Genomic DNA, 13463 nt, shown 5'->3' on the forward strand with positions numbered 1-13463 from the left:
CACGGGCGGGAACACCGGCGGCGGGACAGCAGAGGAGGTGAACGGGCATGGCACAGGACGTCACACCCACGTCCGACGGGGTGATCGTGGTCAAGATCGGTGGTGGCGCCGACCCGGGGCCGGTGCTGGACGAGGTGGCCGAGCTGGCCGCCGCGGGCACGCCCACGGTCCTGGTCCACGGCGGCGGAGCCGTCGCCGACCAGCTCGCCGACGAGCTCGGCGTGCAACGTGAGGTCATCGAGTCGCCGGACGGCACCCAGAGCCGGCGCACCGACCGCACCATGCTCTCCGTCATCACGATGGCGCTGCTCGGGCGGGTCAAGCCGGAGCTGGTCAGCGGGTTGCGGGCGCGGGGCACGCGGGCGGTGGGCCTGAGCGGGGCGGACGGCGCACTGGCGACCGCGTCGCGCAAGCCGGCCATCCGGTCGGTGCGGGAAGGCAGGACGGTGCTGATCCGCGACGACCGGTCGGGCCGGATCGAGCACGTCGACCCCGCACCGGTGCGGGCGATCCTCGACCGCGGCGAGGTGCCCGTCGTGTCCCCGCCGGCCAGCGACGCCGACGGCAACCTGCTCAACGTCGATGCCGACGAGATGGCCGCGCGGCTCGCCGTCGCGCTGGACGCCGACGCGCTCGTCCTGCTCACCGACGTCGCCGGGGTCTACGCCGACCCTGACGACCCGGCCACCAGGATCGCCGAGGTCGGCCCGCAGCACCTCGAGGGCGACACCGTCCGCGGGCGGATGCGGCACAAGGTGCGGGCCGGGCTGCGCGCCAGCCTGACCGTCGCCCGGGTCGCCATCGGCGCCGCGAGCCAGAAGCGCCCGATCCGCCAGGCCCTCGCCGGCCGTGGCTCGAAGGTCCGCGAGCGCGGCACGGGCGGCGTGGCATGAGTGTGGCTGAACAAAGGGAGCAGGCGGCGGCGTGGGCCGCGCGCCGGACCCGGCCCGGGGTGCTGCGCGAGGACTACCCGGCGTGGCTGCTGCGCGCCGCGCTGAGCATCCCGTCGGTGTCGGGTCAGGAGCTGCCGCTCGCCGGGTTCCTCGCCGACCAGCTGGACACGCTGGGCTTCGACGCGCACGTCGACGAGGTCGGCAACGTCCACGGCGTCATCGGCCCCGGCGACGCCCCGACCGTCATGCTGCTCGGGCACATCGACACCGTGCCGGGGCAGGTCCCGGTCTGCCAGATCGGCGACCTGCTGTACGGACGCGGCTCCGTCGACGCGAAGGGCGCCTTCGTCACCATGATCTGCGCCGCCGCCCGCAGCCACGACGTGCGCGTGCACGTCATCGGCGCGGTCGGCGAGGAGGTCGCCGGCGGACTCGGTGCCCTGCACGTGATGGACACCGTGCCGAGGCCGGCCGCCGTCGTCATCGGCGAGCCGAGCGGCTGGGACGGGGTCTGCCTCGGCTACAAGGGGCGCATCGGCCTCGGGTACGAGATGCGTCAACCTCCGCTGCACACCAGCAGCCCGGAGCCGACCGCCGTCGAGCGCGCCGCCCGCTGGGCCCACGACGTGCAGGACTACCTGCGGGGGCTGTCACCGGACCAGGACGACCCGGTCGCGTTCGGCGTCGCCGCCGGCACACTCATCCGGCTGTGCGGCGACCTCGCCGACGCCGAGGCGTTCCTGACCTGCCGGGTGCCGCCGGGCTTCGACTTCGCGGCCCTGGAGCGCTTCGCCCGCAGCCGCACGCACAGCCGGATCTGGGTCGACGAGCGGGTGCCCGGGGTGACCCGGACCCGGTCCGACCCGGTCGTGAGCCAGCTGCGCGCGGCGATCGCCGCCCAGGGTGGCCGCCCGACGTTCAAGCGCAAGGCCGGCACCTCGGACATGAACACCCTCGACCCGTGGGGGGTGCCGATGGCCGCGTACGGGCCCGGCGACGCCCACCTGGACCACACCACCGACGAACACATCCCGATCAGCGAGCTGTACCGCGCGATCGACGTCCTGGCGCTCGCCCTGCCCCGGCTCGGGCGGCACCTGGCCGTGACACCCGCGCCGGCGGATCCCAGACCGATGGAGGCATGATGTTGCTCGACGGGAACGTCGCCATGATCACCGGTGCGGCCCGTGCGCTGGGCCGCTCCCACGCGCTGACCTTCGCCCGCGAGGGCGCCGACCTGATCCTCGTCGACCACTGCGACCCCGACGCCGGACCGTACGAGATGTCGGGCCGGCGCGATCTGGAGGAGACCGCCGACAAGTGCCGGCGCTTCGGCAGCCGCGTGCTGACCGGCGTCGCCGACGTGCGCGACCAGGCCGGCGTCGACAAGGTCGTCGACGAGGGGCTCGACGAGTTCGGCCAGATCGACGTGCTGCTCAACAACGCCGGCGTGCTCGGCCCCGGCGGGGTGCGGGCACACGAGCTGACCGAGGAGCAGTGGCAGCTGGCGCTCGACGTCAACCTCAGCGGCACCTGGCGCTGCTGCCGGGCGGTGCTGCCGCACATGGTCGGGCAGGGCGGCGGCCGGATCGTCAACACCGCGTCGACCGGCGGCCGGGTCGCGTTCGAGATGTACGCCAACTACGTCGCCTCCAAGCACGGCGTGGTCGGGCTGACCAAGTCGATCGCCCTGGAGTACGGCCGGCACGGCGTGCGGGCGAACGCCGTGTGCCCCAGCACCGTCGCCGACGACGCCGAGCTGGGCACCCGCAGCACCCGCGCGGTCGCCGAGTCGCTCGGCTCCGGCCTCGACGACTACGAGAGCACCTCCGCGTCCCTGCACGCGCTCGGCCGCCTCGTCACCGCGGCCGAGGTGTCCGCCGCCTGCCTGTGGCTGGCGAGCCCCAACTCCGGCGGTGTCACCGGCACCGAACTGGTGGTCGACGGCGGTTTCACCGCCCGCTGACCCTGCGGGCGACCGCAGACCTGGCGGACGACCGCACCCGCAGCCGGCCGCTGACGACAGGTACGACCGCGGCGAAACGACGAAAGAGCACCGGGACGACGGAAGTGCACCGGGACGACGAAAGAGCACCAGGACGACGACCGGACAGCCGACACGGACGCAGACGACGGACAAGGAGTTCCCTGCCATGGACCAGCCGACCGAGCTGCAGACGCGGCCGGACGCCGACCTGGACGCCGCGCCGGAGACCCCGTCGAACGGGCAGCCGGACGCCGCCCCGGCGGACCTCGCCGCGCTGCGGACGCGGCTCGCGTCGCTGCCCCCGCAGAAGCGCCGCCTGGTGGAGCGGATGCTCGCCCGCCAGGGCGCCGACCTCGGCATCACCAGCCGCGCCGCCGACACGGACGAGGCGCCGTGCTCCTTCGAGCAGGAGCGGCTCTGGTTCATGTACGAGCTGCTGACCCGCCGCGAGATCTTCCACGTCCCGGTCGCACTGCGCATCGACGGCGACCTGCACCCCGAATCGCTGCGGGAGGCGCTGCAGCAGCTCGCCCTGCGGCACGAGTCGCTGCGCACGGTGTTCCGGCAGCGCGACGGCAAGCCCTACCAGCTGGTCCTGGACCGCATGACGCTGCCGCTCGACGAGGTCGACTGCACCGGCGAGACCGACCCGGCAGGTACCGCGAAAAAGCTCGCCTCCGGGCTCGTCGCCGAGGACTTCGACCTGGCCGAGGGGCCGCTGGTGCGCTGCACCCTCTACCGCGTCGACGAGCGCACCCACCTGCTCGCCCTCGTCCAGCACCACATCGTGTCCGACAACTGGTCGCTGGGGATCCTGCTCGACGACCTCGGCCGTCTGTACGCCAGGGAACGCGGCGTGCCGGTCGAGCTCACACCGCTGGAGGTGCACTACCCGGACTTCGCCGAGTGGCAGCGGGCCACCGTGGACGGCGCGTCGATGCAGCGGCTGCTGGAGCACTGGCGCGAGCGGCTCGACGGCGCCCCCGAGGCCCTCGACCTGCCCACCGACCGCCCCCGCCCGGCGATCCGCGGCAGCCAGGGACAGTTCCAGCACGTCAGGTTCGGCGCCGACCTCGTCGACGGGCTGCGCGACCTCGCGAAGCGGCACGACACGACGCTGCTCGGCGCGTTCCTCGCCGGCTACATCGCCTTCCTGTCGCGGATCGTCCGCTCGGAGTCGCTGGTGGTGGGTGTACCGGTCGCCGGCCGCCCCCGCGCGGAGACGCAGCGGATGATCGGCTACTTCCTGAACTGGCTGCCGATCCACGTGCGGGTCGATGACCGGCCGGACCTGCACACCCTGGTCCGCCGCACCGGCGTGGCCCTGGGCGAGGCGCTCGGACACCAGGAGATCCCGTTCGACATGCTGGTGCGGGAGCTGCAGACCTCCCGCCGCCCCGGCGTGACACCGATCTTCCAGACGTCGTTCTCGCTGCGTGACGGCGCGCCGACCCCGCCCCGGATGCCCGGCGTCGAGGTGTCGTTCGCCGAGCTCGACGGCGGCGCGACCCACTACGACCTGATGGCCGAGCTGTGGTGCGAGGGCGACGAGGTCGTCGGCTACCTGCCGTTCGACGACGAGCTGCTCGACGCGTCCACTGTGGACCGCTGGGCCCGCTGGCTGGAGACGCTGCTGCGGGCCGGCCTCGCCACGCCCGACGTCCCGGTCGCGGACCTTGCGATCCTCGCCGACGACGAGCCGGCGGTCATCCCCGCGCACGAGCCGGCGAATGCGCCGGCGGCGACGACCCTGCACGGCGCGTTCGCCGAGCAGGCCGCCCGGCATCCCGACGCGGTCGCCGCCGCCGACGACCAGGACCGGCTCACCTACACCGACCTCGCCGAGCGGGCGAACCGGATCGCGGCCGCCCTGCGCGACCGCGGCGAAGGACCGGGCAGCATCGTCGGGCTCGTCCTCGAACGCGGCGTCGACCTGCCCGCCGCCATCCTCGGCGTGCTCCAGGCAGGCGCGGCGTACCTGCCGATCGACCCCGAGAACCCCGCCGACCGCACCGCCGACCAGTTCGCCGAATGCGGGGTCAGCACCGTCCTGGTCACCCCCGCGACCGCGAAAGCGCCCGCACTCGGCGACGACGGCCCGCAGACCCTGGTGCTGGACTGGTCCGAGATCGCCGAGGCGCCCGAGCCGGTGACCGTCGACGTGCCCGCGAACGCCCCCGCGTACGTGATCTACACGTCCGGCTCGACCGGCAGGCCCAAGGGCGTCCTCGTCGCGCACGAGCACGTGCTGCGGCTGCTCGCCGCCTGCGACGAGCACATGACCTTCGGCCCCGACGACGTATGGACGCTGTTCCACTCCTACGCCTTCGACTTCTCCGTCTGGGAGCTGTGGGGCGCGCTGCTGCACGGCGGCCGCCTGCTGGTCGTGCCGCAGTGGGCGACCCGCGCCCCCGACGTGTTCGCCGAGCTGGTGCAGACCGGGGGCGTCACCGTGCTCAGCCAGACGCCGTCGGCGTTCGGCCAGGTGAGCGCGGCGCTGCTCGCACGCGGCGGCGGCACCGCGCTGCGCTACGTCGTCTTCGGCGGCGAGGCCCTCAACCACGCCGCGCTGCGCCCGTGGGTCGCCGCGCACGGCGACGAGCAGCCGGAGCTCATCAACATGTACGGGATCACCGAGACCACCGTGCACGTCACCTTCCGTCGGGTGCGCGAGACCGACCTGGCGGAGCACGCGTCGCTGATCGGCCCGCCGCTGCACGACCTGTCGCTGTACCTTCTCGACGGCTCGCACCACCCGGTCGGCCCCGGCGTCCCCGGCGAGATCTTCGTCGGCGGCGACGGCGTCACCCACGGCTACGTCGCCAACCCCGCCCTCACCGCCGAGCGGATGCTGCCCGACCCGTTCACCGGCCGGGCCGGCGCCCGCATGTACCGCAGCGGCGACCTCGCGATCCGCCGCGCCGACGGCGAACTGCTGTACCTCGGCCGCGGCGACGACCAGGTCAAGGTCCGCGGCCACCGGATCGAGCTCGGTGAGGTCCAGGCGGCGCTCAGCGCCCTGGACGACGTGGCCCGCGCCGCGGTGCTGCTGGAACGCGACCGGGTCGGCGCCGCCACCCTCGCCGGTTACGTGGTCCCCGCCGGCGACGCCGAGCCGAGCGGCTCCGCGATCCGCCGCGCGCTGCTGCGGACCCTGCCCGAGTGGATGGTCCCGGCGAAGGTCACGGTCCTTCCCGAGCTGCCGCTGACCCGCAACGGCAAGCTCGACCGGCAGGCGCTCGCCGACCGCGGCGACCAGGGCACCGCGACCGGCCCGCGCGGCGCGACGCCGGCCGAGGGCACCGCGCGGGAGCTCGCCGCGATCTGGCAGGACCTGCTCGGCGTCGCCACGGTCGGCACCGAGGACAACTTCTTCGAACTCGGCGGGCACTCGCTGATGGTGATGCACCTGGTCGCGAGGATCCGCACGTCGCTCGGCGTCGAGATGCCGATGGAGACCCTGTTCCGCACGCCGCAGCTGCAGCCTCTCGCCGACGCCGTCGACGAGGTCCGCGCCGGCACCGCGGATGTGGTTTCCGCCGCCGGTACCGGCGACGACGACATCACCGCGATGCGCGCCGAGATCGCCGAGCGGGTCGCCGGCATCCCGCGCCCGGCGGAGCGTCCCGACGCCGACCATGGCGTCGTGCTGCTCACCGGCGCGACCGGCTTCGTCGGCCGGTTCGTCCTCGCGCGGCTGCTGGCGGAGGAGACGACCCGCGTGGTGTGCCTGGCCCGGGGCGGGGAGGCCCGCCGCGACGACCTGGTCGCGGGGATGACGGCGCTCGGGCTGTGGCGCGACGGGCACGCGGCCAGGGTGGAGCTCGTCGACGGCGACATCGCCGCGCCGCGGCTCGGTCTGTCCGTCGCCGACCACGACCGGCTCGCCGACCGGGCGGGACGCATCGTGCACACCGCCGCGTGGGTCAACCACGTGTACCCGTACGAGCAGCTCGCCGACGCCAACACGCACAGCCTCGCCGGGCTTCTGGAACTGGCCGCCGCCGGGCGCCGCACCGCGCTGACCGTCGTGTCGACCAGCTCCGTCTTCGACTCCGCCGGCTACCCGGCCGGGGGGACGGTGCCACCGGGCCCGCTGCACACGCTGCCGTCCGGCGTGAACGGCTACGTGCGGTCCAAGGCGGTCGCCGAGCTGTACCTCGAGCACGCCGGCGAGCTCGACGTGCCCGCCGCCGTGGTGCGGATCCCGAGCGTCTTCGGCGACCAGGACCGCCACCAGATCAACGCGGCCGACGCCGTGTGGAGCTGGTCCCGGGCGATGATCGAGACCGGTCAGCACCCGGAGAGCTTCGCCCTGGACGGCAACGAGCTCTTCCAGGCGCTGCCCGCCGACGCCGCCGCGGAGGCGGTCCTGCTGGCCGGCGACGGCCGCACCGAGGCGGGTGTCAGCTACGTCGACGCCGTCCCCGCGGCCGTCGGCAGCACCCAGGACCTGCTGGCGGCGATCCGCGCCGCCGGGCACGAGCTGCGGCCCTGCCCGGACCGCGAATGGTACGAGCGGGCCGGCGGACTGGACCCGGACCGGGTCTGGGTGGCCGGCATCGCCGGTCAGGTCGCCGCCCAGCTGGCGGCGGACCCGTCCGCCGCCGGGCCCCGGACGTTGCGCCGCTGCACCGCCCCCTCCGGTGCAGGCGGGCTGAGCGAGCTGCTGCGGACCCGGGCCCTGCACACCCCGGCGCACCTGGCCGGATACATCCGGACGCTCAGCGCGTCCTGAGCGTCCTGAACTGCCGGCCGGGACACGGGTCCCGGGACCGGAACACACGGGAACGGGCCGGGAGGATGCCCGGCGCCGGCCCCCGCACGGCCGAAACGGACGAGACCGAAACGATGGGAGTGACAGTGAGCACGGACGAGCGCACGTATCTCGTGGTGCGCAACCACGAGGACCAGTACTCGATCTGGCCCGCCGGGCAGGACGTCCCGGACGGCTGGGCCGCTGAGGGCTTTGACGGCCCCAAGGACGACTGCCTCGCGCACATCGCCGAGGTATGGACCGACCTGCGGCCGCTGAGCCTGCGCCGCGCGGTCGTCGCCGAAGGAGGTGTTCACGTTGGCTGAAATGGTGCACACACCGCAGACCGCCCCGGAAACCACCGAAGAGCCGCTCGCGGTGATCGGCATGAGCTGCCGCTTCGCCCCCGACCTCGACACACCCGGCCAGCTGTGGGAGTTCCTGCGGGCCGGACGCAGCGCCGTCGGCGAGATGCCCGCCCGGCGGTGGGACCCCTACGAGGCCGACCCGAAGACCCGCGCCATCCTGCGCCAGACGACCCGCAAGGGCTCGTTCATGCAGGACATCGAGGGCTTCGACGCGGAGTTCTTCCAGATCACCCCGCGCGAGGCCGAATACATCGACCCGCAGCAGCGGATCATGCTGGAGATGGCCTGGGAGGCGCTCTGCGACGCCGGGCTGCCGCCGACCTCGCTCGCCGGCACCGACGCCGGTGTCTACGTGGCCGCGAACACCAACGACTACGGCCGCCGGCTCCTGGAGGATCTGGACCGCACCGGCGCCTGGGCCGTCAACGGCACCACGTTCTACGGCATCGCCAACCGCATCTCCTACTTCCTCGACGCGCACGGGCCGAGCATGGCGGTCGACACCGCCTGCGCCGGCTCCCTGACCGCGCTGCACGTCGCGTGCCAGTCGCTGCGCACCGGTGAGACCAGCGTGGCGATCGTCGGCGGCATCAACATCATGTCCTCGCCGGCGCTCGTGGTGGCCCTCGACGCGGCGTCGGCGACGTCGCCCGACGGGCGCAGCAAGGCGTTCGACAAGTCCGCCGACGGCTACGGCCGCGGTGAGGGCGGTGGCGTCGTCATCCTCAAGCGTCTGTCCGACGCGACCCGCGACGGCGACCCGATCTACGGGCTCGTCATGGGCAGCGGCGTGTTCCAGGACGGCCGCTCCGACGGCATGATGGCCCCCAACCCCGAGGCCCAGCAGCGGATGCTGGAGGAGACCTACGAGCGGGCCGGCATCGACCCGAACACGGTGCAGTACGTCGAGGCGCACGGCACCGGCACGCAGCTCGGCGACGCCGCCGAGGCGAAGGCCATCGGCAGCGTCTTCGGCCCCGGCCGCGACAGCGACGACCCGCTGCTGATCGGCACGCTCAAGCCCAACGTCGGGCACGTCGAGGCCGCCTCCGGCATCGCCGGCGTCATCAAGGTGCTGCTCGGCATGCGCCACGGCGAGCTGCCGCCGAGCCCGCACGAGGAGGTCAACCCCGAGCTGGGCCTCGAGGACGGCGGGATGCGCCTGGTCGGCGAGACGACGCCGTGGCGCGCCGGTGAGCACGGCCGCCGGGCCGGTGTCTCCAGCTACGGCGTGGGCGGCTCGATCGCGCACGCGATCCTGCAGCAGGCCCCGGCGAAGCACCCGCCGGCCAACGGCCACGGCGTGGACCGGCGCGAGCGCCCCTGGGTGTTCCCCGTGTCGGCCGCCTCGGAGCAGGGCGTGCGCGGCCTGGCCGGCGCGGTCGCCGACTGGGTGCGCACCAACCCCGGCACCGACCTCGACGACCTCGCCCACACGCTGACCGACCGCCGCTCGCACCTGGCCCGCCGGGCCGTCGTGGTGGCCGGCAGCGCCGACGAGCTCCTCGACGGGCTGGAGGCCCTCGCCGACGGTGGGCACTCGCCCGGCGTCGTCACCGGCGCCGCCCGCGCCTTCGGTGAGCATGGCGCCGGCGGACCCGTCTGGGTCTTCTCCGGGCACGGCGCCCAGTGGTCCGGGATGGGCCAGGAGCTGCTCACCACCGAGCCGGCGTTCGCCCGCGTCATCGACGAGCTCGGCCCGGTCTTCGCCGAGGAGCTGGGCTGGACCCCGCGTGAGGCGATCGACGCCGGTGGCCCGTGGACGGTGACCCGCACCCAGGCGATGACCTACGCGATGCAGGTCGCGCTCGCCGAGGTGTGGGCGGAGCTGGGGCTGGTCCCCGGCGCCGTCATCGGTCACTCGGTCGGTGAGATCGCCGCGGCGGTCGTCGCCGGCAGCCTCGACCGGATCGAGGCGGCCAGGTTCGCCTGCCGCCGGGCCCGCGCCCTCGAACGGGTCGCCGGGCAGGGCGCGATGGCGATGGTGCCGATGTCCTTCGCCGACGTCGAGCAGCGGCTCGCCGGCCGCGACGGCGTCGTCGCCGGGATCGCCGCCAGCCCACTGTCCACAGTGGTCTCCGGTGACATCGGCGCGGTCGAGGCCTTCGTCGCCGAGATGGAGACCGACGGCATCCAGGCCCGCAAGGTCAACACCGACGTAGCGTTCCACAGCCCGCACGTGCGGGGCGAGGTCCTGGCCGAGGTCGGCCGGGCCGCCGCCGAGCTGCACGCCGTCGAGCCGAAGGTGACGCTGTACAGCACGGCCATGGCGGACCCGCGTTCCACCGCGGCCCGCGAGGGCGGCTACTGGGCGACGAACCTGGCCGACCCGGTGCGCTTCCACCAGGCCGTCCGGGCCGCGCTGGACGACGGCGCCCGGGTGTTCCTGGAGGTGTCCTCGCACCCGGTGGTGGCGCACTCGATCAGCGAGACCGCCATCGACGCCGGCGTCTCCGACGCGCAGGTCGCGATCACCCTCAAGCGCGAGCAGCCGGAGCAGCGCACGGTGCTGGCCAACCTCGGCCGCCTGCACTGCCTCGGCAGCCCGGTGCGCTGGTCGTACACCGGCGGACTCGTCGACGTGCCGGCCGTGCGCTGGCAGCACCGCCCGTTCTGGATCTTCCCGGACACCCCGGCGGAGACGAGCGGCGGCCTCGGCCACGACCCGGAGAAGCACACGCTGATCGGCGGGCACACGACCGTCGCCAGCGCCCCCGTGCAGCGGGTCTGGCAGACCGAGCTGAACATGGACAACCGGCCCTACGCCCAGTCGCACAAGGTCGTCGGCGTGGAGACGGTCCCCGCCTCGGTGGTGCTCAACTCGTTCATCGGTGCCGCCGCCGGCGACGGTGACGTGCCCTACGGGCTGCGCGACATCGTGTTCCGCATCCCCCTCGCGGCGCACCCGACCCGGGTCGTGCAGGTCGTCATGGAGCAGGACAAGGTCCGGCTCGCCAGCCGGATCAAGCGCGAGGACGGCAGCGGCGGTATCGGTGGTGGTGTCAGGGACGACGAGTGGCTGACCCACACGACCGCGACCGTCGTGCCCGAGCCCGAGGTCGGCGTCACCCCGCTCGAGGACGTGGACACGATCCGCGCCCGCTGCCCGGTGTCGTGGACGTGGGCGAAGGTCGACGGCATCTTCCGCGCCATGGGTGTCGACGGCTACACGTTCCCGTGGGTCGTCGAGGAGCTGCTGCGCGGCGAGGACGAGCAGATCGCGACGGTCACCGTCGACCACACGCCGAAGCTGCACCCATCGAGCTGGACCGCGGTCGTCGACGCCGCACTGACCGCCAGCGGCGTGCTGGTGATGTCGGAGGACTCGACCGTCCTGCGGACCTGCTCGCACCTGGAGTCGCTGCAGTTCAAGGGGGAGTCGCCAGCGCGCATCTACGTGCACACCACGCGTGACCCGCGCACCCCGGACACCATCAACATGCGGGTCGCCGACGAGACCGGCGCCGTCGTGTGCGAGGCCCGCGGGCTGCGCTACGTCAAGGTGCAGGACATCGGCTCCGGCGCGGTCGGCCCGCGCGACCTGGTGCAGGAGCTGGCCTGGGAGCCAGTCGAGGTCCGCGCCGACGCGCCGCAGCCGCGGCAGGCGCTCCTCGTCGGGCAGCCCGAGGGCGGACCGGCGCTGGTCGAGGCGCTCAACGCCCGCGGCGTGCAGACCCGCGTGGCCACCGACCCGGCCGCGATCAGCGACGGCCTGCTGGCCGCCGGTGACGTGGTGATCGTGGCGCCGCCGGCGCTGCTGCCCGGCGAGGCGCCCGAGCAGGCGGCCCGGCGGTGCGCGCAGGCGCTCGTCGACGCCACCCAGCGGGTCGCCGCGATCGAGGACGAGCAGCGCAGGCCCACCATCTGGGCGCTGACCCGGGGCGTCCGCGAGGGCACCACGGAAGGCGCGCTGGCGCACGCCCCGCTGTGGGGTGCCGGCCGCATCGTCGCCGGCGAGCGTCCCGACCTCTGGGGCGGCACCGTCGACGTCGACGCGGGCACCGACCTGGCGTCCGTCGCGGCCGTCATCGGCGCGCTGCCGCCGAACGAGGACGTGCTGTCCGGCACCGCCGACGGGCTCTTCGCGGCCCGGCTGCGCAAGGTGGAGCGGCCCGCCGAGCGGGAGCCGGTCGACTGCCGCCCCGACGGCACCTACCTGGTCACCGGCGGTCTCGGTGCGCTCGGTCTCGAGGCCGCGCGGTACCTGGTCGAGCGGGGTGCCCGCAGGCTGGTCCTGGTCGGCCGCCGGGGGCTGCCGCCGCGTTCGGAGTGGGACACCGTGTCCGACCCCGCCGTCGCCGCCCAGGTCGCCGAGGTGGTCGCCCTCGAGGCGGCCGGCGCGACCGTGCGGGTGCTGCGGCTGGACATCTCCGACCCGGAGGCGACCGCCCGGGCGCTGGACCCCGGCAACCTGGACCTGCCGCAGGTGCGCGGCATCGTGCACTGCGCCGGTGTCGTGTCCGACGCGCTGGTGGAGAAGACCGGTGCGCAGAACCTGGACACCACCATGGGTCCGAAGGCCGACGGTGCGATGGTCCTGCACCGGCTGTACCCGGCCGGCACGCTCGACTTCTTCACCATGTTCTCCTCCTGCGGCCAGTTCGCCCGGCTCACCGGCCAGGTCAGCTACGCCTCGGCGAACTCGTTCCTGGACGCGCTCGCCGCGCTGCGGCACGCCCGGGGCGAGACCGGCTCGACGAGCTTCGCGTGGGCGCAGTGGATCGGCCGCGGCATGGGGGAGACCACCGGCAAGGCCACGATCCTCGAGGCCGAGTCGCGTGGCCTCGGCGGCATCACTGTCAGCGAGGCGCTGCGCAGCTGGAGCTACGCGGACCGTTACGCGCTGCCGTACGTCGCCGTCATGCGGGTCATGCCCGGGCACACCCTGCCTGTGTTCTCGCACCTGTCGGTGACCGACGCGGAGGCCGCGGACACCGGCGGCGGCGCCGTGGACTGGGCATCGGTCCCGGCGGACGAGCTGGTGGAGAAGGTGACGGCGGAGACGCACGAGCAGGTCGCCGCCGAGCTCAACCTCGCACCGGAGGACATCGCGATCGACCGGCCGCTGCTGGAGCTCGGGGTCGACTCGGTGCTCACCGTGGCGCTGCGGGTGCGGCTGCACCGCTGCTTCGCGGTGGACCTGCCGCCCACGATCCTGTGGAGCAACCCGACGGTCCGCGCCCTCGCCGAGTTCCTCGCCGGCGAGGTGGGCGGTGCCGCTGAGGACTCCGCCGAAGACACGGCCGCCGAGGCCGCCTCGCAGACGCCTCCTGCCGAGGAGCCCGGCACCGACGCACCGAGCCTGACCCGGCAGGTGCCGCAGGTGCGGGTGGAGACCCCGGTAGCCGCCGCATGAGACCGGACCGGGTGCGGCGATGACCTCGTCGCCCCGGTCCGCCCCGGGCCCGGGACGGTGCGATCCACCCGTCCCGGGCCCGTTGTATCAACAAATAGACTCC

Annotated in this window: 6 protein-coding genes; all 6 read left to right on the forward strand. The window is 74.1% G+C overall.

Annotated elements, in window-relative coordinates:
• Positions 1-47 precede the first annotated feature (47 nt).
• The 6 genes from argB to ABZS58_RS07515 all read left to right on the forward strand — a co-directional run bounded on the left by argB (position 48) and on the right by ABZS58_RS07515 (position 13360).
• Positions 48-893: an acetylglutamate kinase gene (gene argB, locus ABZS58_RS07490; protein WP_354778658.1), complete on the forward strand. Its 846-nt coding sequence runs from the start codon at positions 48-50 to the stop codon at positions 891-893.
• A gap of 2 nt (positions 894-895) precedes the next feature.
• A complete protein-coding gene (locus ABZS58_RS07495; RefSeq protein ID WP_354778660.1) occupies positions 896-2038 on the forward strand; it encodes a M20/M25/M40 family metallo-hydrolase in 1143 nt (380 codons plus the stop codon).
• The gene (locus tag ABZS58_RS07500) at positions 2035-2859 is read left to right on the forward strand and encodes an SDR family oxidoreductase (protein WP_354778662.1); all 825 of its coding nucleotides are present in this window, start codon (positions 2035-2037) and stop codon (positions 2857-2859) included. The genes ABZS58_RS07495 and ABZS58_RS07500 overlap by 4 nt, the downstream gene beginning before the upstream one ends.
• 187 nt (positions 2860-3046) lie before the next feature.
• Positions 3047-7618 (forward strand): amino acid adenylation domain-containing protein, encoded by a 4572-nt coding sequence (locus tag ABZS58_RS07505; RefSeq protein WP_354778664.1) that lies wholly within the window; start codon positions 3047-3049, stop codon positions 7616-7618.
• Between the two features lie 119 nt (positions 7619-7737).
• On the forward strand, positions 7738-7962 hold the full coding sequence (locus tag ABZS58_RS07510; protein ID WP_354779177.1) for an MbtH family NRPS accessory protein: 225 nt from the start codon (positions 7738-7740) through the stop codon (positions 7960-7962).
• Between the two features lies 1 nt (position 7963).
• Positions 7964-13360: a beta-ketoacyl synthase N-terminal-like domain-containing protein gene (locus tag ABZS58_RS07515; RefSeq protein WP_354778666.1), complete on the forward strand. Its 5397-nt coding sequence runs from the start codon at positions 7964-7966 to the stop codon at positions 13358-13360.
• Positions 13361-13463: the final 103 nt, after the last annotated feature.

The organism is Dactylosporangium sp. NPDC005555 (assembly GCF_040605635.1).
In the GTDB taxonomy this organism is placed as follows: Bacteria; Actinomycetota; Actinomycetes; order Mycobacteriales; family Micromonosporaceae; genus Dactylosporangium.

Excerpts from the sequence above, each read along its gene's own strand:
- argB (WP_354778658.1), top strand. The coding sequence starts at position 48 with ATGGCACAGGACGTCACACCCACGTCCGACGGGGTGATCGTGGTCAAG.
- ABZS58_RS07505 (WP_354778664.1), top strand. The coding sequence starts at position 3,047 with ATGGACCAGCCGACCGAGCTGCAGACGCGGCCGGACGCCGACCTGGAC.
- ABZS58_RS07500 (WP_354778662.1), top strand. The coding sequence starts at position 2,035 with ATGATGTTGCTCGACGGGAACGTCGCCATGATCACCGGTGCGGCCCGT.
- ABZS58_RS07515 (WP_354778666.1), top strand. The coding sequence starts at position 7,964 with ATGGTGCACACACCGCAGACCGCCCCGGAAACCACCGAAGAGCCGCTC.